15 protein-coding genes and 1 riboswitch are annotated in these 20,392 nt (G+C 73.4%); of the genes, 5 read left to right on the top strand and 10 right to left on the bottom strand.

What is annotated here, in order from left to right; all coding sequences use genetic code 11:
• Positions 1-238 precede the first annotated feature (238 nt).
• Positions 239-1,687: a glycine hydroxymethyltransferase gene (locus ABD345_RS30300; RefSeq protein WP_344556753.1), complete on the bottom strand. Its 1,449-nt coding sequence runs from the start codon at positions 1,685-1,687 to the stop codon at positions 239-241.
• Positions 1,688-1,718: 31 nt separating this feature from the next.
• Positions 1,719-1,825: riboswitch (ZMP/ZTP riboswitch) on the bottom strand.
• 148 nt (positions 1,826-1,973) lie between these two features.
• On the opposite strand from ABD345_RS30300, the gene ABD345_RS30305 reads away from it, so the two are divergent.
• Together ABD345_RS30305 and ABD345_RS30310 are read left to right on the top strand one after the other, a co-directional pair.
• A complete protein-coding gene (locus tag ABD345_RS30305) occupies positions 1,974-2,489 on the top strand; it encodes a DinB family protein (protein ID WP_344556754.1) in 516 nt (171 codons plus the stop codon).
• 98 nt (positions 2,490-2,587) lie between these two features.
• Positions 2,588-3,079, top strand: coding sequence for a F0F1 ATP synthase subunit B (locus tag ABD345_RS30310; protein ID WP_344556755.1), 492 nt, complete (start codon positions 2,588-2,590; stop codon positions 3,077-3,079).
• An 87-nt stretch (positions 3,080-3,166) separates the two neighbouring features.
• On the opposite strand, the gene ABD345_RS30315 is transcribed toward ABD345_RS30310, so the two are convergent.
• Together ABD345_RS30315 and ABD345_RS30320 are read right to left on the bottom strand one after the other, a co-directional pair.
• The gene (locus tag ABD345_RS30315; RefSeq protein WP_344556756.1) at positions 3,167-4,468 is read right to left on the bottom strand and encodes a carbohydrate-binding protein; all 1,302 of its coding nucleotides are present in this window, start codon (positions 4,466-4,468) and stop codon (positions 3,167-3,169) included.
• Between the two features lie 237 nt (positions 4,469-4,705).
• Complete coding sequence (locus ABD345_RS30320) at positions 4,706-5,413, bottom strand: TetR family transcriptional regulator (protein WP_344556757.1); 708 nt, start codon at positions 5,411-5,413, stop codon at positions 4,706-4,708.
• A gap of 319 nt (positions 5,414-5,732) precedes the next feature.
• Here ABD345_RS30320 and ABD345_RS30325 point away from each other — a divergent pair, with 319 nt between their 5' ends.
• Positions 5,733-7,241 carry an MFS transporter gene (locus ABD345_RS30325; protein ID WP_344556758.1) on the top strand — a complete coding sequence of 503 codons (1,509 nt, stop codon included), beginning with the start codon at positions 5,733-5,735 and terminating at the stop codon, positions 7,239-7,241.
• A 17-nt stretch (positions 7,242-7,258) separates the two neighbouring features.
• Here ABD345_RS30325 and ABD345_RS30330 read toward each other — a convergent pair whose 3' ends face one another.
• Both ABD345_RS30330 and ABD345_RS30335 read right to left on the bottom strand, forming a co-directional pair.
• Complete coding sequence (locus tag ABD345_RS30330) at positions 7,259-8,878, bottom strand: cellulose binding domain-containing protein (protein WP_344556760.1); 1,620 nt, start codon at positions 8,876-8,878, stop codon at positions 7,259-7,261.
• 260 nt (positions 8,879-9,138) lie between these two features.
• A complete protein-coding gene (locus ABD345_RS30335; protein ID WP_344556762.1) occupies positions 9,139-10,062 on the bottom strand; it encodes a lytic polysaccharide monooxygenase auxiliary activity family 9 protein in 924 nt (307 codons plus the stop codon).
• Positions 10,063-10,758: 696 nt separating this feature from the next.
• Here ABD345_RS30335 and ABD345_RS30340 point away from each other — a divergent pair.
• Positions 10,759-12,138: a collagen-binding domain-containing protein gene (locus tag ABD345_RS30340; RefSeq protein WP_344556763.1), complete on the top strand. Its 1,380-nt coding sequence runs from the start codon at positions 10,759-10,761 to the stop codon at positions 12,136-12,138.
• 284 nt (positions 12,139-12,422) lie between these two features.
• Positions 12,423-13,856, top strand: a complete 1,434-nt coding sequence (locus tag ABD345_RS30345) for a lamin tail domain-containing protein (protein ID WP_425556891.1) — start codon at positions 12,423-12,425, stop codon at positions 13,854-13,856.
• On the opposite strand, the gene ABD345_RS30350 is transcribed toward ABD345_RS30345, so the two are convergent.
• From ABD345_RS30350 to ABD345_RS30370, 5 genes are all read right to left on the bottom strand, one after another.
• A complete protein-coding gene (locus ABD345_RS30350) occupies positions 13,793-14,704 on the bottom strand; it encodes a hypothetical protein (RefSeq protein ID WP_344556765.1) in 912 nt (303 codons plus the stop codon). The two genes, ABD345_RS30345 and ABD345_RS30350, sit on opposite strands and share 64 nt — an antisense overlap.
• Before the next feature lie 140 nt (positions 14,705-14,844).
• Positions 14,845-15,612: a hypothetical protein gene (locus tag ABD345_RS30355; RefSeq protein ID WP_344556766.1), complete on the bottom strand. Its 768-nt coding sequence runs from the start codon at positions 15,610-15,612 to the stop codon at positions 14,845-14,847.
• Positions 15,613-16,212: 600 nt separating this feature from the next.
• The gene (locus tag ABD345_RS30360) at positions 16,213-16,446 is read right to left on the bottom strand and encodes a hypothetical protein (RefSeq protein WP_344556767.1); all 234 of its coding nucleotides are present in this window, start codon (positions 16,444-16,446) and stop codon (positions 16,213-16,215) included.
• Positions 16,447-16,672: 226 nt separating this feature from the next.
• Positions 16,673-18,052: an NADP-specific glutamate dehydrogenase gene (gene gdhA / locus ABD345_RS30365; RefSeq protein ID WP_344556768.1), complete on the bottom strand. Its 1,380-nt coding sequence runs from the start codon at positions 18,050-18,052 to the stop codon at positions 16,673-16,675.
• 387 nt (positions 18,053-18,439) lie between these two features.
• Complete coding sequence (locus tag ABD345_RS30370) at positions 18,440-20,155, bottom strand: glycoside hydrolase family 13 protein (RefSeq protein WP_344556769.1); 1,716 nt, start codon at positions 20,153-20,155, stop codon at positions 18,440-18,442.
• Between the last annotated feature and the right edge of the window lie 237 nt (positions 20,156-20,392).

A 20,392-nucleotide genomic window follows, 5' to 3' on the forward strand; every position in this document is an offset into this window, starting at 1 on the left:
GGGGCGAGCCTATCGGCGCGGGCCGTCCGGTAGTCGCGGGTGTCCGCTGGTTGGTCACCGACCGGCGGCGGCCCCCGGCGGGGGGTGGAACGCGGTGCGCAGGGCGGTGGGTTCACCGTTCCCGGCCCTGGGCGCACCGGCGCCCGGCGGGGCAGGCGGAGCAGGCGGGGGCCCGGCCCGCGGGGGTGGCGGCGGGCCGGGCCGGGGGCGTCCGGACGGGGACGCCGGGGAGGGAGGATCAGCCGAGCGCGATGCCCGGGTAGAGCGGGTGGTCGGCGAGCAGGTCGACCGCGCGCTTGGCGACGGAGTCGCGGACGGCCCCGTCCAGCGCGTACTGCGCCTTGGAGGAGCCGACCGGGGTGGTCGCCGTCAGCACGGTGTGGATCAGCTCGGCGACCTCGTCCAGCTCCGCCGCGCCCAGCCCGCGGGTGGTCAGCGCGGGCGTGCCGAGCCGGATGCCGGAGGTGTACCAGGCGCCGTTCGGGTCCTGCGGCACGGCGTTGCGGTTGGTGACGATGCCGGAGTCCAGCAGCGCCGCCTCCGCCTGACGGCCGGTCAGGCCGTACGAGGAGACGTCCGCCAGCACCAGGTGGTTGTCGGTGCCGCCGGTCACCAGCGTGGCGCCGCGCGCCAGCAGGCCCTCGGCGAGCGCCCGGGCGTTGTCGACCACCTGCCGGGCGTACACCTGGAACTCGGGGCGGCGGGCCTCGGCGAACGCCACCGCCTTCGCCGCCATCACGTGCGACAGCGGGCCGCCGAGCACCAGCGGGCAGCCCCGGTCGACGTGCTCGGCCAGCTCCGAGGTGCACAGCACCATGCCGCCGCGCGGGCCGCGCAGCGACTTGTGCGTGGTGGTGGTGACGATCTGGGCGTGCGCCACCGGGTCGAAGTCCCCGGTCAGCACCTTGCCCGCGACCAGGCCCGCGAAGTGCGCCATGTCGACCATCAGGGTCGCGCCGACCTCGTCCGCGATCTCCCGCATCCGGCGGAAGTTCACCAGCCGCGGGTACGCCGAGTACCCGGCGACCAGGATCAGCGGCTTGAACTCCAGGGCGATCCGCCGCACCTCGTCGTAGTCGACCAGGCCGGTGGCCGGGTCCGTCCCGTAGCTGCGCTGGTCGAACATCTTGCCCGAGATGTTCGGCCGGAAGCCGTGGGTGAGGTGGCCGCCCGCGTCCAGCGACATGCCCAGCATCCGCTGGTTGCCCAGCTCGCGGCGCAGCTCGGCCCAGTCCTGCTCACTCAGGTCGTTGACGTTGCGCACGCCGGCGCGCCGCAGTGCCGGGCTCTCCACCCGCTGCGAGAGCACCGCCCAGAACGCCACCAGGTTGGCGTCGATCCCGGAGTGCGGCTGCACGTACGCGTGCTCCGCGCCGAACAGCTCGCGGGCGTGCTCGGCCGCCAGCTCCTCCACGGTGTCCACGTTGCGGCAGCCCGCGTAGAAGCGGCGGCCCGGCGTGCCCTCCGCGTACTTGTCGCTCAGCCAGTTGCCCATCGCCAGCAGCACGGCGGGCGAGGCGTAGTTCTCGCTGGCGATCAGCTTCAGCGAGGCGCGCTGGTCGGTCAGCTCGCCGGAGATCGCCGCGGCGATCCGGGGCTCGACGGCGCGCACCACGTCCAGGGCGCTGCGGAAGGCGGTGTCGGCGGCGGGGCTGCCGAAGGTGTGGGCGGACACGGACTCGACCACGGGCGGTCTCCTCGTAGTACGGAACGACGATTCGGACGGCCCAGGCGCACGGCGACAGCACGCGGTGCCCGGGGGCACCGCACGGAGCCGCTTCCCGATGGTGACTTCCATCCCAGCGCGCCAGTCACGGCTCACCGCGATGCTACCAACCGGCGGGCCGGCACCGGGAGGGGGCCCGGGAAGGGGCCCGGGAGGGGGTCCGGGAGGGGGTCCGCGGAGGAGGGCGGAGGGCGCGCGGGGGAAATCCCCTGGTGCGCCGGGGGCGGGCGTCGGCATGATCGGGCACATGACATGGACCGTCCCCGCCACCACCCGCACCGGCGGCTCGCTCACCGCGCCCGAGACCGAGCTGCTGCCGGACTACCTCGCCTGGCACCGCGCCACCTTCCTGCACAAGTGCGCCGGCCTGACCGGCGAACAGCTCGCGCTGCGCCCGCTGCCCGCGAGTTCGCTCTCGCTGCTCGGGCTGATGCGCCACCTGGCCAAGGTGGAGCGGACGTGGTTCCGGATCCGCTACGCCGCCCAGGACGTCCCGCCGCTGCACGCGGTGGAGGGCCACAAGGACGCCGACTTCGACCTGCTGGAACCGGAGCGGGCCGAGCAGGAGTACCTGGCGCTGCTGGAGGAGCAGCGGCTCGCCGACCTGGCGGTGGCCGGGGCCGGGCTGGACGAGCAACTGGCCGCGTACGGGGAGGAGATGTCCCTGCGGATGACGTACCTGCACGTCATCACCGAGTACGCCCGCCACAACGGGCACGCCGACCTGCTGCGCGAGCACACCGACGGGGTGACCGGCGGCTGAACGGGGAGGCCCCGGCGGGCGAAGTCCCCTGCCGGGCAGGGGCGCTGAAGCGGGCCCCGACCGAACGGATCGTCAGATGAGCGGATAGCATACTGAGTATGGGACCTCTCGAACCGAACGTGCCCGAGCTGATCCTCGGACTGATCGTCTTCTTCGCCCTCTTCTGGGCGCTCGGCAAGGTGCTGCTGCCCCGCATCGAACGCACCCTCGCCGAACGCCACGACAAGACCGACGGCGGGATCGCCCGCGCGGAGGCGGCCCGGGCCGAGGCGGAACGCATCCGCCAGGAGTTCCAGGCCGAACTCGCCGCCGCCCGGCACGAGGCCGCCGCCATCCGGCAGACCGCCGCCGAGGAGGGCGCGGCCCTGGTCGCCGCCCTGCGGGCGGAGGCGCTGCAGCAGCGCGAGCAGCTGGTGGCCGAGGCGCAGGTGCAGCTGGCCGCCGACAAGGTGCTGGCCGAGGCCGAACTGCGCGAGGACGTCATCAAGCTGGCGTCCGAGCTGGCCTCCCGGGTGGTCGGCGAACCGCTCGGCGACCTGCCCTCCACCCGCGCCGTCGCGGAGGAGTTCCGCAACCGCGCCGAGGTCTGACACCCCGCCGGGGGGAGAGCGGACGGGCCGCCCGGTCCCGAGCACGAGGCTCGTGGACCGGGCGGCCCGCCCGTTCGCGCGGGTGGCTCAGGAGCACGGGCCGTCGTCGGCCCACACCCCCCACTGGCCGCTGGCGGACGGGTTCTCGTTCAGGGTCCACCACTTGGCGTGGTAGTTGTGGCCGCCGTAGCTGGCCTTGTCGTTCGCCACGTAGGTGGTGGAGGCGGACCAGGCCGGGCTGCAGGTGCCGGTGCCGGTGCTCGGGGAGGAGCTGGTCCCGGTGCTCGGCGAGGTGCTGCTGCTCGGCGACGGGGTGGTGGTGGGCGGGGTCGCGCCGGCGAACTTCACCGTGTACTTGGTGAAGTCCCAGTCGTTCTGGGCCACGCTGGAGCAGGCGCCGGACAGGCCGGGGTCGACCGTGCCGGGGCACTGCCGGTCGCGGTTGACGGACCAGTAGGTGTACCGGGCCAGCTTGTGCGCGGTGGCGAAGTCCAGCACGGTCTGGAAGTCCGCCTGCCTGAAGTACTCGGCGGCGTCGGTGCGGCCGTTCATCATCGACACGCCCTCGTGGGCGTACGCGGTGGCCTCGTTCCAGCCGAAGGTGCTCTGCAGGAGCTGGTTGAACTTCACCAGCGCGTCGGTCTGCGCCGAGGCCCCGCTGAAGCCGCCGTCGAACGGCATGATCGAGTAGTTGTTCGGGGTGAAGCCCTGGGACTTCGCCTCCAGCAGCATCTGGGTGCCGAACCAGCCGGTGCCGGCGTTGGTGCCCGCGGTGGTGATGGAGATGTAGATGCCCGGGTTGTTCTGCTGCAGGATCCGGGCCGCGCCGATCTCGTTGTGGATGGCGGCGGTGTTCTCGTACTCCGGCTCCTCCAGGTCGAAGTCGATCGCCTTGAGGTTGTACTTGGTGACGACCTTCTGGTACGCCGCGGCGGTCGCCTCCGGGGTGCCGCAGGTCTGGCCGAGCTTGGTGCCGCCGTAGCCGCCCACCGACACCGAGACGTCGCCGCCCTTGTTGCGGATGGTCTGGATGACGGCCGGCATCGTGGTGTCGGTGTCGATCGAGGAGGTGCCGCCCCAGGACGGGCTGCAGGTGCTGCCCTGGGCCAGGATGAAGGCCAGCTGGAACGCCTTCTGGCCGGTGGCGTCCATCACGGCGGCGGCGTCCGGCGGGCTGTTGTCCTCCGGCATCAGGTACGGCGCGGAGGCGTACCAGTTGGAGCCGAGCCCGGCCGTGGTCGCGGCGTTGGCCGGGCCGGAGGCGGCGACCGCCGAGACGGCGCCGGCCAGCAGGCCGAACACGGACAGGGCGACCGCGGCGGAGCGCCGGGTGCGGCGGGTCCGGGCCGGGGCGGTGGCGGGGGTGTGTGGGGGAAGTGCGCGTTCCATCGAGGACCTCTCCAGGAGGCGGCGAGGACGGCGGCCCGGACGCGCGGCAGGTGGGGGTGCGCGGCCGGGTCAACGGTCGGGTGCCTAGCCGAGGTTGACGTGACTGCCACTGGTATAGACCTGTGCGGGGTCGCCGTCAACCCTTGCCGCCGCACTCCGGGAGGCCCGTTCCAGGACGCGGTCAAATCGCGGCAAAGCACTGGTCAAAGCGGGTGCGGCGGGTTCGCTGACGGCCCGTCAGGCGGCGGGCAGGTAGGACTCCAGGCCGCGCAGGAACACCTCGATCTTGAAGGCGTAGCGCTCGTCGCCCTCGCCCGTCACCATGGTGTCCGCCATCCGCTGCAGGTTCGGGAAGCGGTCGGCCGGGAGCGCCAGCAGGAAGCCGTGCAGCTGGCCGAAGTACTCGCCGATGTCCGTCCCGCGGGCGATCCGCTCCGCGTACACCGACGCCTCGTACGCGTCGGTGTCGATCAGCTGGCCGAGCCCGTCCAGCGCCCAGGCGGCGACCTGGGGCGGCAGGCCGACCCGGAGCAGCAGGTCGAGCAGGAACTCGGTGATCCCCAACTGGCTCTCGCCCAGCGGGATGCTGCCCAGCGAGACCAGCGACACGTCCCGGTGGGAGGTCAGCACCCGCTGCGCCTCGAAGCAGATCTCGGTGATCTGCTCCTTCCAGCGCTCGGGCTCCGGCCGGAGCGGCATCCGGATCTCCGAGACCACCCGCTCCAGCACCAGGTCGAGCAGCTCCTCCTTGTTGGAGACGTGCGCGTAGAGCGAGGCGGGGCCGGTGCCCAGCTCCTGGGCGACCCGGCGCATCGTCACCCCGGACAGGCCCTCGGCGTCCAGCACCCGCAGCGCGGTCTCCACGATCAGCGAGCGGCTGAGCGGCTGCCGCGGCTCCGCCTTGCGGGGCTTGTGCCACGGGATCTCGGGCATCCGCGCGGACATCTGGTCACCTGCTTTCGCTGGACGTTCCGTCGGCGATCATCGTACTCCGGGCGAACGCCGTTCGACGGGTGTGCGAAGCGCTGCACCCGGGGCCGGCTCCGGTGCGGGCCGGAGCCGGCGCGGCGGGGCAGGTGGGGCGGGCAGGCGGGGACGGGTCGGGGTCGGGTCGGGGTCGGGTCGGGGTCGGGGTGGGGGAGAAGTCAGGGGAAATCCGTTTGACGGGAACGCCGCTCGACTCGTAGAACGGTGTTCGTCCAAGGAAACACCGTTCAATCGCGCGGCCCCCGTCCTCCGCGCCTGGTAGCAAACAGGAGCTGTCATGACCGACGCGGTCGGCCCCACCACCGCGGCGCCGCCCTCCGGCGCCGCCGCCGAACCCTACCGCTGGCGCTGGGTCGCGCTGTTCGTCATCCTCGCCGCCGAGGTGATGGACCTGCTGGACTCGCTGGTGACCAACATCGCCGCCCCCGCGATCCGGGCGGACATCGGCGGCGGCGAGTCCACCATCCAGTGGCTCGGCGCGGCGTACACGCTGGCGATGGCCATCGGCCTGATCACCGGCGGTCGGCTGGGCGACATCTTCGGCCGCCGCCGGATGTTCATGATCGGCGCGGCCGGGTTCACCCTCGGCTCGCTGGCCTGCGGCCTGGCCCAGGAGCCCTGGCAGCTGGTCGCCGCGCGGGTGCTGCAGGGCCTGCTGGGCGCGGTGATGCTGCCGCAGGGCCTGGGCATCATGAAGGAGATCTTCTCGCCCAAGGAGCAGGGCGCGGCCTTCGGCATGTTCGGCCCGGTGATGGGCCTGTCGACGGTCGGCGGCCCGATCCTGGCCGGCTGGCTGGTCGACGCCGACCTGGCGGGCACCGGCTGGCGGATGATCTTCCTGATCAACATCCCGCTCGGCGTGTTCGCCTTCGTCGGCGGCCGGGTCTTCCTGCCCGCCCGGGAGCGGGGCCGGACCGTCCGGCTCGACCTGCTGGGCGCGCTGCTGGCCGCCGTCGGCGCGGCCGCGGTCATCTACCCGCTGGTCCAGGGCCGCGAGCACGACTGGCCGCTGTGGGCGTTCGCGCTGCTGGCGGTGGGCGTGGCGCTGTTCGGCCTGTTCGGCTGGTACGAGGCCCGCCGCAAGGCGTCCGGGGCCGACCCGCTGGTCGAGCCCAGCCTGTTCGCCAAGCGCGGCTTCAGCGGCGGCATGGCGCTCGGTCTGGTCTTCTTCACCGCGATGACCGGCTTCTGGCTGACGTTCAGCCTGTACACCCAGCTCGGCCTGCACTACAGCGCCTTCAAGTCCGGCCTGACGGGCATCCCGTCCTCGATCGGCATGGTGATCGCGTTCGTCGCCTCCCAGGCGCTGCAGAAGTACGGCCGCAAGGTGATGCACGTGGGCCTGGTGGTGATGCTGGCCGGCGTGCTGGGCCTGATGTACACCCTGCACAGCCAGGGCGCGGCGGTCACGCCGTGGCAGATGGTGCCCGCGCTGGCGGTCAGCGGTCTGGGCATGGGCCTGGTGATGGCCCCGTTCTTCGGCATGGTGCTGGCCTCGGTGGAGCCGCACGAGACCGGTTCGGCCTCGGGCACGCTGACCTCGGTGCAGCAGCTCGGCGCGGCCCTGGGCAGCGCGATCCTGGGCACCGTTTTCTTCGAGAGCCTGAAGAGCTCGGGCTTCGCCGACGCCGAGCAGGTCACCCTGTGGGCCGAGGCGGGCCTGCTGGTGGTGGTCTTCGCGGCGATCTTCCTGCTGCCGATGCACGGCCGCCCCGAGCACGAGGGCGCCGAGGAGGGCGGCCCCGAGGGCGCGCTCCGCACGGCGGACGAACACCAGCCCGCCTGACGCCCGGACGGGCCGGATCAGCCGTGGTAGCCCGCGAAGAGCTTCGAGAACTGGTACGGCGTCTGCGGCACGTTGGTGCACTTGGGCAGCGAGCCGGTGCAGGCGTTGGCGTCCCGGGTCATCTCCCAGAAGGCCAGCTCGCCGAGGTGGTTCTGCTGGGCGAAGGAGATCAGCTGCTGCGCGTCGGTGAGGCCGAACACCTCGGAGGTGGTGTCGTTCTGGCCGAGCATCGGGGTGACGCCGACCATGGCGTACGCCTGGGCGTCCGTCAGGTTGGTCCACACGGAGCGGATCTGCGCCTGGGTGGACTGCGCGGACTGGATCGCGTAAGCGCCCATCTTGCCCGCCGGGCTCGGGGCGGCCCAGTCGCCGAAGTCCATCGCCATCACGTTGACCAGGTCCACGGACAGGCCGGCGTTCTTGGCGGACTGCAGGATGTAGACGCCGTCCGCGGTGAGGCCGCTGGGCAGCACCGGCAGGGTCAGGCTGACCTTCAGGTCGCGGCCCTTGGCCCGCTGCGCGGCCTGGACCTGGGCGAGCGCGGCCGAGCGCCGGTCGACCGAGGCGTGGTCGGTGACGGCGGTGCCCTCGATGTCGAAGTCGACCCGGTCGAGCGCGTAGACGTCCACGACCTTCTGGTACTGCGCGGCCAGCGCGGCCACCGTGGTGCAGGACTGGGCCAGTTCGGTGCCGTTGGCGCCGCCGAAGGACGGGCGGACGTCGCCGCCGGTGTCCCGGACCGCGTCCATGTCGGCCTTGTTCCAGCCGGTGGCCGGGTCGTAGGCGCCGAACCAGCTGGCGGTGCACGGCTGGCTGCCGTTGATGATGAACGCCAGCGAGAACTCCTTGATGCCGCTGGCGGCGGAGAGCGCGGGCAGGCTGGGGGTCGGGTAGGCGCCGAGGTCCACGTAGGGGGCGGCGGTCCCGGCGCTGGTGCCGGTGCCCGCGGTGGCGGTGACGGCCGCGGACTTCGCCGACTCGTTGCCCGCCGCGTCGAAGGCGCTGACGGTGAAGGTGTGGCTGCTGCCCTGGAGCAGGCCGCGGACGGTGGCCGAGGTGCCGGTCACGGTGGCGACCGCGGTGCTGCCCTCGTACACGTGGTAGCCGGCCACCGCGGTGTTGTCGGTGGAGGCGGTCCAGCCGAGGGTGACGCTGCCCGGTCCGGTGCCCGTCGAGTGCGGGCTGCCGGGGACGGACGGCGCGACGGCGTCGGCGGGGGCGCCGGCGCACGGCTGGTTGTTGATCGTGCAGTTGAGCGGGGTGGCCTGCACGGCGCCGGTGGTGACGCCGAAGCCGATCGCGGGGGCGGCGGCGCCGGGGGCCAGCGGGGCGGCCCAGCCGGGGGAGGTCACCGTGTAGTGGGTGCCGGTGGAGGTGCTGGTCGAGGTCAGCGTGCCGTTCCACAGGCTGGATACGCTCTCGCCGGTCGGCAGGTCGAAGGAGAGCGACCAGCTGTTGACGGTGGCGTTGGTGTGGTTGGTCACGGTGTACGTGGCCTGGAAGCCGTTCGACCAGCTCTGGGTGACCGCGTAGTCGGCGGTCAGGCCGGACACGCCGGCCGCTCCGGCGGCGGCGGCGCCCAGCGGCGCGGCGATCAGGGCCGCGGCCGCGGCGAGGGAGAGGGTGACGCGCCTCATGGGCGAGTCCTCCTTGACGGTGTGGGGGACGGGTGGGGCCGTGCTCAGGTGCGTGGGGCGCACTCAAGATGGTCCAGACCAATCCGGGCCGTCAAGGTGAAGTCCTGCGGTTTTGCGAGAAGTTGACGATTCAATCAGGTGCGATGAAGTCTCTTGAGGTGCCCGAAAGGAAGCCGGGGAACGACGGAGGGCGCGGCCCCCGAAACGTGGGGGAGGGGGCCGCGCCACCCGCCTGACTCAGGTCAGGCGTCCATGGGCCGTCAGGCGGAGACGGCGGCGCCGCGCATCCGGCGGGCCAGGTGCGCGCCCGAGGCGGCCGCCGCCAGCAGGCCCGCGGCGGCCAGGCCGAGCAGCAGGTCGTCGTGGCTGGTCCGGTTGAGCGTGGCGGTGCCGGACGCGGCCACGGCGGCCTCGGCGGCGGTGAGGTCGCCGCCGTGGCCGTGGTGCGAGACGGTCGAGCGGGCGGCGCCCGCGTCGATCTGCGCCTGGGTCGGCGCGGAGGGCGCGTCCGCGGCCAGCGGCAGGGTCGCGGCCGCGGCGGTGGCGGTGCCGAAGTCGAGGTCCGAGCAGCCGTAGAACGCCTCCGGGCTGTCCGAGCGCTGCCAGACCATGTAGACCAGCTGGCGGCCGGTGCGCTGGGGCAGGTTCACGTTGACGTGGTAGTACCCGTTGTCCGAGGTGCGCGCCGTGTCGTAGACCGCGACCGGGTGGGCCAGGTCCAGGTCGGACCACTTCAGCGGCTTGGTCGGGTCGTAGCCGGCGTTGGTGATGTACAGCTTCATGGTGCCCTGGTGGGGCGCGGTGACCCGGAAGTCGAAGTTCCTCGCGCCGACGGTCGCCGCCGTGGCGGGCCAGTCGGTGCGGGCCCAGTCCAGGGCGCGGTACTTGTCGCGGTTGGCCGAGCAGAGGTGGCCGTCCGGGATGATCTGCTGGCTCTGGCCGTTGGCGCTGGCGATGTTGACCTCGTTCCAGTCGTACAGCGGCTGGGTGCCGCTGTCCGCCACGAGGTCCTTGCAGACCTGGGACTTCGGGGTCTCGGGGCCTTCCGCGTAGCAGGCCGCGATGCGGCTGGGCGGGCCGAACATGGCGCCGTGCGCACTGGCGGTGCCGACGGCGAGGGTGGTGGCGACCAGGGCGCCCGCGCCCACCGCGGAGGCGGCGAGCAGACGGCGGGACCGGGACATGGTTCTCCTCAGAAAAGATCGGGCCGTTAGTGGGGGAAAAGCGGGCACGTCTGCCCGCGGGCCACGGGGAGCGACCCCGGGGCGACGTGGTGTGGACCCGACACACCGCGAGCCGTCCGAAGGCTACGATTGGCCTATACCAATTGACAAGTGTCGGCCACCGCGGAGCAGTTGGTGAATGGCGGGATCCGGCCACCGTCACCATCCGTCCGGTCGCGCCGACCTGGCCCGGCGTCAGGGGCCGACCGGCGGACGGACTGCGGAGGTACTGCGGGTGGGCCGTGGGTGGACGCGGTGAAGTCGCAGGCGGGAGGGCCTGCGTCGGACGCGGCGACCGGTCGCCGGGGCCCGGGGGTCCGCCGTCCGGGTGACGGGCCGGATCGGGGGGTGGTCCCGGGTCGGACCCGGGGCGGAGCGGGTGCCGGGTGGCGGGGTTAGCGGAATCCAAGCTGCGGATAATGCCCCGATAAGCCGTCGGCCGGGGATGGCGGAGGCCCCGGGGAAGCCGATGGTTCGTCAGGGAACCGTTCCGGCGGGATTCCTGGGAGCCGGCTCGGAATCCACCGGGAATTCGCCGACCGTGCGGCGCGGCGCACGGCCGGACCGGGTCGGCGGCTCCGGCGGGGGGTGCCGCCGTCCGGGGAGACGCCGCGTGGCAGCGCGTGATGTACCGCTTTACCTGCCTAATCTCCCGCTATGTCCGTACGCCCCCTCACCCTCGCCGCCCTCTCGTTGGGCCTGGCCACCGCACCCGTGCTCGCCCCGGCCCTGCTGTCGCCGTCCGCCGTCGCCGCCGGGTCCAAGCGGGCCTCGATCGGCAACCCGGTCGAAGGGAACCTCGGCTACAACGCCTTCGTCGAGCAGAACACCGTCCTGGGCAGCACCGAGGCCGAAGGCCCGATCGCCACCGGCGGGAACCTCACCTTCGGCTCCGGCTACAACGTCAGCCTGCACACCCCCGGCACCTTCACCGCCCCCGGCGACGACCACCCGGCCGCGCTGGTGGTCGGCGGCCGGGTCGACTTCGCCGGCAGCTCCCCGGACGGGGTGCTCAAGGTGCTCAGCAACGGCTACACCAAGATCGGCGACATGACCGGCGCGCTCGCCGTCGACCGGGACGCCCAGAACGCCGAGGTCAACACCCAGGTGGTGGCCGCCGGCACGGCGCACAACTCGGTGCCGCGGATCGAGATGACGCTGCACCAGCCGCCCGCCTCGGTCGGACCGGCCCCCGGCCTGATCGACTTCACCGCCGCCTTCGAGGTCTTCCGTGAACGCGCCCGGACGATGGCCTCCTGCGAGCAGAACGTCACCCTGGTCGACGACGCGGGCAACCCGCTGCCCGACGGCCCCTACCCGCCCGGCACCAACGGCAGCCTGACCCTCACCCCCGGCCGCACCAACGTGCTGCACCTGACCGGCCAGCAGATGAACGCGCTCGGCGAGATCAAATTCAACAACCAGCCCACCAAGGACACCCCGCTGCTGGTCGTCACCGACACCACCGCCGAAGGCGGCGTGTTCGTCTGGGACAACCCCAACACCCCGGGCATCGGCGGCCAGCAGGCCCCCTACGTGCTGTGGGACTTCCCGGACGCCACCGACATCACCATGGCCACCGGCGACTCCCTGGAGGGCACCATCTACGCCCCCAGCGCCCACCTCAAGGACATCAACGGCTCCAACATCGAGGGCGACGTCATCGCCCGCGCCTACGACGCCGGCCCGCTGGTCAACGGCAGCTCGATCTTCGCCGGGGAACTGCACTACTGGCCGTTCGACGCCGTCATCAACTGCGAGAGCACCAGCCCCTCGCCCAGCCCCAGCCCCAGCGGGAGCCCCTCGCCCAGCCCCTCGCCGAGTCCCAGCCCCAGCCCGTCCGCCAGTCCGAGCACCAGCACCAGCCCCGGCCCCTCGCCCAGCGCCTCGCGCACCCTGCCCGCCCCGACCCCCACCGGCCCGGGCGGTGAACTCCCCGCGACCGGCAGCGACCCGGCCCTCCCGCTCGCCGCCGCCACCGCCGCCGCGGCCCTCGCCACCGGCACCCTGCTGCTGCGCCGCCGCCGCCGGCACTGAGCACCCGCGCACCCGCGGAAAGCCCCACCCCGGCGGCCCGTCACCCCGACGACGGGCCGCCGCGCCGCTCCGAGGGGCCCCGCGACGGGTGATTCCGTCGAAGAGGAGTTCCACGTGGAGAGGCGGTGGTGGCGGTGCGAGGGGTTTCCCGCAGGGAGCGGGGCGGTGCTGGGGTTCGTCGGGCGTTCATGAGGGGGCCGGGTCGTGGTGGCGCCTCGTTGGGGCGGGCTCGGGAGGTTGGGCGGCGCCGTACTCCCACCCACCCGATCCGAGGGACGGAACCCGTGACCGAACCGCGCACCCCCGCCTGGCGCCGTCGACTCGCCCTGCTGCTGGCCGCCGCGGCCCTGCCCGTCGCGGGCCTGGGCGTGCTGGGCGCCGGGCCCGCCGCCGCCGCGCCCGCCGACGACGTCCGGCTCAACGAGGTGGTGACGACCGGGTCGGTGAACGACTCGATCGAGCTGTACAACAAGGGCACCGCGACGGTCGACCTGTCCGGGTGGGTCCTGCGCGACAGCACCAGCAGCAAGTACACCGTCGCCGCCGGCACCACCCTCGCCCCCGGGGCCTCCAGGGCCTTCGACGTGCACGGCAGCTTCGGCCTCGGCTCCTCCGACAGCGCCCGGCTCTACCTCGCCGACGGCAGCACCCTGGTCGACTCGTTCAGCTGGACCTCGCACTCCGCCCCGTCCTGGTCGCGCTGCCCCGACGGCACCGGCGCCTGGAGCCGGTCCGCCGCGCTGACCCTCGGCTCCGCCAACGACTGCGCCGGCTCCGGCGGTTCCAGCACCCCCACCGGCCCGGTCGCCTGGCCCGGCAGCTCCGCCGTCACCACCGCCGACGGCTCCAACGTGTTCGGCTCCGACCTGTCCGGCCTCCAGCAGGAGGGCGGCGTGCTGTGGGGCGCGCAGAACTCCGGCAAGCTGTGGCGGCTCGTCCCGAACGGCTCCGGCGGCTGGAAGCCCGACACCGCCAACGGCTGGGGCTCCGGCAAGTCGCTGCGCTTCACCGGCGGCACCGGCACCCCCGACGACGAGGGCGTCACCCTGACCGGCGCGGGCTCGGCCGGCGGCGTGTACGTCTCCAGCGAGCGCAACGCCGACTCCTCCTCCACCAGCCGGCTCTCCGTGCTGCGCTACGACGTCTCCGGCACCGGCAGCACACTGACCGCCACCCGGGAGTGGAACCTCACCTCCGACCTGCCGTCCACCGGCTCCAACGCCGGACTCGAAGGCGTCACCTGGGTGCCCGACGGCTACCTGACCGGCGCGGGCTTCAAGGACGCCGCCACCGGCGCCGCCTACGACCCGGCCCACTACGGGGCGCACACCGGCGGCGTGTTCTTCGTCGGCGTCGAGGGCACCGGCACGGTCTACGGCTACGTCCTGCTGGAGGCCGGCGGCTTCACCAAGGTGGCCACCGTCAGCAGCGGCATGGCCGGCGTGATGGAACTGTCCTGGGAGCCGCAGGCCAACCGGATGTGGGTGGTCTGCGACGACAACTGCTCCGGCCAGCTGCGCACCTTCCAGGTGAACGGCAGCGGCGCGTTCGCACTCACCGCGGTCTACGACCGGCCCTCCGGCATGTCGAACATCAACAACGAGGGCTTCACCCTGGCCGGCGCCGACGAGTGCACGGGCGGCAGCAAGCCCGTCTACTGGTCGGACGACAGCAACACCGGCGGCCACGCCCTGCGCAAGGGCAGCATCACCTGCTGACGCCCGGGACCTGACGCCCGGCGGCCCGGTTCCCCGCGCGGGGCCGGGCCGTTCGGTGTCGGGCCGCTCGGGCCGCTCGGGCCGCTCGGGCCGCTCGGGCCGCTCGGAGCCGGGCCGTACTCGGACAGGTTCAGCGTCGAGACGGCCCGGTAGCCGTCGCCCTCGCAGGTCACCGTCAGGTGGGAGAGCCGGCCCTCGGTGTCGACCAGCAGGTCGGTGGCGCACTCCGCGATGCGGTGCTCGGCGATCCGCTGCCGGATCGTCTCCCCGAGCGCGTCGGCGATCCGTTCGACCGGCAGCGGGCCCGCCAGGTGGTAGGCCGGGCCGCCGTTGCGGCCGGGCAGCTTCTCCGTGCCCCGGTAGGAGGCCGGGTCGGCCTGCAGCAGCGCCCGCACCATCGGGCGGTGGTCGGCCACCAGCAGCCCCTGGCCGTTGCGCTCGTGCTTCGTCCACTCCTCGTCGTCGACCCTGGTGTACACCGCGTCCCGCGTGGTGGTGGTGTACACCCGCACCGGGGTGTCCCCGGCGAGCATGCCCAGGCTCATCGAGCTGGTCTGGACGTCCGACACCCCGACCGTGCCCCCGCCCCGGACGTGCACGCTGTCGTCGGAGGCGTCCACCCCGAGGGTGGCCGAGTACGGCTGCGTGGGGGCCTCGATCGCGGCCCGGAGCCGGTCGATCTCCTGCGCCCGGTCGCCCGCCGGAGCGTCGTCGGACAGCGCGGCGGCCGGGGCCGGGGCGGAGGACGCGGCCCGCGGGGCGGGGGAGGAACCGGAGCAGCCCGTCAGCGCGGCCGCCAGCACGACCCCCGCCACCACGGCGGCGACCCCGCCCGCACGCGTCTTCACCGACACGACCCCACCGCCACGAAAAACCCGACAATCGAACTGCGTCGGACACGTTCTCGCAGTTCACGGGCAGAGCACAAGTCAAATCGTGGGCGAAGGCACGTGGTTGGACCCCCACCCGGCCGGGCCCCGCGGCCCGGTCAGTCGCGGAACCCCGCGTGCACGTGGTCGTGGTGGGTGGGGTCGCTGAAGAACTGGTTCGCCGTCCGCCCGCCGGACAGTTGCCGCGGCCCGCCCACGTTGTACGAACCCGCCGCCGCGGCCGCCCGCATGAAGGACTCCACCAGCGCGGCCGGGGTCGCCGGATCCACCACCGGGTGCCCCTCGATCCGCCAGGTGTCGAACGCCAGCCCGCGCGGGTGGTCGCTCGGCCGGTCCGCCCCGAACACCAGCAGCGGATGGCCCGAGCGCAGCACGCTCACCTCGAAGCCGTACGACCCCGCCAGCGTCAGCATCGCCTCCAGCGCCGCACCGTGCACCTGCCCGCTGCGCACGTCCGCCACCGCGGCCGGCGGCAGCACGATCCGCGGCTGGGCCAGCACCCGCACCGCCGGATCGCCCGGTGCGGCGGCCGCCGCACCGGGGTCGGCCGGGTGCAGCGCGGTGACGTTCCAGCGCGGCGCGGCGGCGGCCAGCCGGACGTCGACCGTGCTGCCGGTGGACACCGGCGCGCCGTCCGGCCCGGCCACCCACTGCCGGCACACCACCAGCACGCTCGCCGAGTCCGCCAGCAGGCCGCCGTACTGCGCGTACACCACCTCCAGCGCGGCCCGCGGCGCGTCCGCCAGCAGCGGGCCGCCCTGCTCGGCCAGCGCCGGATCCGCCCCGAGCGCCGCCACCCGCTGCCGGGCCGCCGCCACGCCCTGCCCGCCCGGCGGCCACCCGCCGATCGCCTCCACCACCTGCACGGCCCGCAGTTTGACGTCCGGCTGCAACTCGCCCGGCCCCGGCTGCCAGGCCGCGGGCGCGGGGAACGCCGCGGACGGACTGCCGGAACCGCCGGAACCGCCCTGACCGCCAGGGCCGTTGGGGCTTCCTGAGCTCCCAGGGCTGCCTGAGCTCCCAGGGCTGCCAGGGCCGCCGGGGCTGTTCGGGCGGCCGGAGGCGCAGGCCGTCAGGGCGGAGCCGATCCCGGCGAGCAGGACGGCGCGGCGGCCGGGCGGGGGAGGGAGGGCGCACATCCCGCCAGTGTCGGTCGCGGGCGGCGGCCCAGGCCGGCACGACCCGCCGTCCGGGCGGCGCGGGGGGCGGGTGGGAAGGGGCGGGCGAACCGGGGGGAGCGGGGCCGGGGGCGGCGCGGCGGCGCGGCGCCGCGGCGCGGGCCGGGGCGAACGTCCCGAGCAGGACGAGGAGCAGCAGGACCAGGCCGCTGCCGGTGAGGGCCAGGCCGCCCGGCAGCAGGACGGCGACCACGAGGTGGTGGGGCGTCCCGAGTTCGTGGCAGGAGCCGCCGGTGTCGCAGCGGACGGTCACGACGGCGCCCGCCCGGTAGGAGTCGGACGCCCCGTTCAGGTACCAGGTGCCGGTGGTGACACCGCTGCGGCCGGGGTCCCGGTGCCCCGGCAGTGGTGGACCCAGCTCCGGGACCGGCCGGTGGTGCGGCAGTCGGAGAGCGTCATCCGCAGTTCGGGCTGGTGGTGCTCGGCCCGGATCCCGGCCGCCTCGGCGGCGCTGCCGATCGTCACGCCCGTCCCCGCGGTGATCCAGGCCAGCGCGAGCAGGATGCCCAGCAGTGCCGTCACCGCGGGTGGCAGCCGCCGCTTCGCCGCTCCGGCGGCCTCGCCGCGCTTCGGGGTGGCCCCGTGCTTGGTCCGGTCCGCGTGCCGCGTCCCGGACTTCTCCGGCTTCCCGGATATGACGGTCCGCCTCTCCCCGTGCGCGCCCGTCGCCGACGGCGGGCCGTGGTGGCGGCCGGCCACGGGGAAGGCCCGGACCGCGGGTGCGGTCCGGGCCTTGGGTGGGCGAGCGTCAGATCAGGCCCTGGGCGAGCATCGCGTCGGCGACCAGCTCGAAGCCGGCGATGTTCGCGCCGACCACGTAGTTGCCGGGGCTGCCGTACTTCTCCGCGGTGGTGAAGCAGGAGTCGTGGATGTGCTTCATGATCTCGCCGAGGCGGGCCTCGGTGTGCTCGAAGGTCCACGAGTCGCGGGAGGCGTTCTGCTGCATCTCCAGCGCCGAGGTGGCCACGCCGCCGGCGTTGGCGGCCTTGCCGGGCGCGAAGGCCACGCCGGCCTCCTGGAAGACCCGGACGGCCTCGGGGGTGGTGGGCATGTTGGCGCCCTCGGCGACGGCCTTGACGCCGCCCCGGACCAGGGCGACGGCGTCCGCCTCGTGCAGCTCGTTCTGGGTGGCGCAGGGCAGCGCCACGTCGCAGGCGACGTTCCACACGCCGGTGCCGGCCACGTACTTCACGTGCGAGCCGCGCGCCTCGGCGTAGTCGGAGACGCGGCCGCGGCGGGTCTCCTTGATCTCCTTGAGCAGTTCGAGGTCGATGCCCTTCTCGTCGACCACGTAGCCGGTCGAGTCGGAGCAGGTGAGCACGGTCGCGCCGAGCTGCTGGGCCTTCTCGATCGCGTAGATCGCCACGTTGCCGGAGCCGGAGACCACCACGCGCTGGCCGGACAGGCTCTCGCCGCGGGTGCGCAGCATCTCCTCGGTGAACATCACGCAGCCGTAGCCGGTGGCCTCGGTGCGGGCCTGCGCGCCGCCCCAGCCCAGGCCCTTGCCGGTGAGCACGCCGGACTCGTAGCGGTTGGTGATCCGCTTGTACTGGCCGAACAGGTAGCCGATCTCGCGGCCGCCGACGCCGATGTCACCGGCCGGGACGTCGGTGTACTCGCCGAGGTGGCGGTGCAGTTCGGTCATGAAGGACTGGCAGAAGCGCATGATCTCGGCGTCCGAGCGGCCCTTGGGGTCGAAGTCGGAGCCGCCCTTGCCGCCGCCGATCGGCATGCCGGTGAGGGCGTTCTTGAAGATCTGCTCGAAGCCGAGGAACTTGACGATGCCCAGGTTGACCGAGGGGTGGAAGCGCAGGCCGCCCTTGTACGGGCCGAGGGCGCTGGAGAACTCCACCCGGAAGCCGCGGTTGACGTGGATGCCGCCCTTGTCGTCGGACCACGGCACCCGGAAGATCAGCTGGCGCTCGGGCTCGCAGACCCGCTCGATGATCCGGGCGTCGACGAGCTCGGGGCGCTGCCGCAGCACCGGGCCGAGGGTCTCCAGGACCTCGCGGACCGCCTGGTGGAACTCGTTCTCGCCCTGGTTGCGGCGCAGCACTTCCTGGTACAGCGGCTCGATCAGGCGGGCGCCGGCGTCGGTGGACGCGGCAGAGCTGGGGGTGGCCGGCATTCAGGCACAACCTTCCGTGATCGGATGGTGCACGAGGGCGCTCCCGTCCCGGGAGGGCCCTTGGTCCTCCTCGCCGTTGAGGACCGCCGGCGGCGCGCCTGACACGCGCCGGTCGACGGGGTGGGACCGTTGGTCTGCACCATTGTCACAGGGCTGACCTGCGTGCATCGACAGTATGTCCACGATGTGAACACCTGAATGGGTTATTTCGGTCACCCGAAAGGTAAAGATTCGTTCATCAGCACCCCATGGGCCGGGCTCCCGTGTGCAAACTCGGCGAATGGTGTGAGTTCGCTGTGAGTTCCGGGCGTGTCTGGGAAGTCCCTGCTCGGAAGGCCCTCCCGGTGGTCCTCCCGGCGGCCGGCCCGCCGCCGGGAGGGGGCGGCGTCAGCGGCGCGGCTGGATCCACCAGGCCGTGGTGGCCGGCGGCAGCACCCCGGCCGGGCACGGGCCGGAGGAGAGCAGCGGCTGCCCGGTGACCGGCGCCGGAGCGGGGACGGTGCCGAAGTTGATCGCCACCAGCAGGCCGTCGCCCCGGACGAAGGCCAGCACGTTCGGCGGCGTCTCCAGCCAGCGCAGCGTCCCCTCGCCCAGCTGCGGCAGCAGCCGGCGCAGGTGCAGCGCCTCCCGGTACAGGTGGTACGCCGAGGTGTGGTCGGCCAGCGCCCGCTCGGCGGTGTACCGGGCGAACGAGGCCGGCTGCGGCAGCCAGGTCGGCGCCGAGCCCTCCGGCCCGAACCCGTACGGGGCCTCGGCCCCGGCCCACGGCAGCGGGACGCGGCAGCCGTCCCGGATGCCCTTGCGGCTGCCGGTGCGGTGGAAGATCGGGTCGGTGATCACCTCGTCCGGCAGGTCGTCGACCTCCGGCAGGCCCAGCTCCTCGCCCTGGTACAGGTAGGCCGCGCCCGGCAGCGACAGCATCAGCAGCGCCGCCGCCCGGGCCCGCTCGGGGCTGCCGAAGCGGGTGGTGGTGCGGACCTGGTCGTGGTTGTTCAGCACCCAGGTCACGGTCGAGCCGGTCGCGGTGATGTCCCGCACCGCGGCGTCGATCACCTGGTGGAAGTGCTCGGCGTCCCACGGCGCGTGCAGCAGGTGGAAGAAGAACGCCTGGTGCAGCTCGTCCCCGCGCACGTACTTGGCCTGCTCGGCCGGGGTCGGCACGGACGCCTCGCCGACCAGCAGCCGCTGCCGGCCGTCCAGTGCGGTGTACTCCTCGCAGATCGCCCGCCAGGAGCGCCACACCTCGTGCACCTCCGGCTGGTTCCAGGCCAGCGGGTTGACCGAGTCGCGGGTGCGCTCGTCCGCCTCCGGGTCCGGGGAGTCCGGCAGCTCCGGGTGCTTGAACAGGCCCGCCGCCACGTCGATCCGGAAGCCGTCCACGCCCCGGTCCAGCCAGAACCGCAGCACCTTCTCGAACTCGACCGGGACCTCCGGGTTGCGCCAGTTCAGGTCCGGCTGCTCCGGGGTGAACATGTGCAGGTACCACTGGCCCGGGGTGCCGTCCGGCTCGGTGATCCGGGACCACGCGGGGCCGCCGAACATCGCCCGCCAGTTGTTCGGCGGCAGCTCGCCGCCGGCGCCCCGGCCGTCCGCGAAGTGGAACCGGGCCCGGGAGGCCGAGCCGGGGGCGGCGGCCAGCGCCTCCAGGAACCACGGGTGCTCGGCCGAGCAGTGGTTGGGCACGGTGTCCAGCACCAGGCGCAGGCCCAGCTTCCGGCAGTCCTCGACCAGCAGGTCGAAGTCCTCCAGGGTGCCGAACATCGGGTCCACGCCCTTGTAGTCGGCCACGTCGTAGCCGTGGTCGTGCTGCGGCGACGGGTAGAACGGGTTCAGCCAGACCCCGTCCACGCCCAGCCGCTTCAGGTACGGCAGCCGGGCCCGCACGCCCGGGAGGTCGCCGATGCCGTCGCCGTCGGAGTCCTGGAAGCTGCGCACGTACACCTGGTAGATGACCGCGTCGCGCCACCAGAGCACGTCGGGGGCGAGCGGGGCCGGCCGTTCCTCCGGCAGGACGCCGTCGGCGGTGAGGACGGCGGAGGCTTCCAGGGCTCCGAGGAGCTCGCTGGGGCGCGGCGGGTCGGCCGGGACGACGGACGTGATCATGCGTCACCTTCACGGGAGCGCGCGAGGGAGGTCGCGCTGACAGGCACGGGCCCCGCCTGACCTACCGTCAGTTCCTCGGGGATACCTAGATGTTAGGTATAGGCCAAAGAGCATGTCCAGGAGACGGGAGATGAAGATGTCACCTCCTAATGCTGTTGTCAAGCCGCTGATGCGACCGGGAGTCCACGTTGGAAGCACTGTCCGTCACGGATGAGAGCCCACAGGACGTTGACGCGT

The sequence above is a fragment of the Kitasatospora saccharophila genome, assembly GCF_039529925.1.
GTDB classification, from domain to species: Bacteria; Actinomycetota; Actinomycetes; order Streptomycetales; family Streptomycetaceae; genus Kitasatospora; species Kitasatospora saccharophila.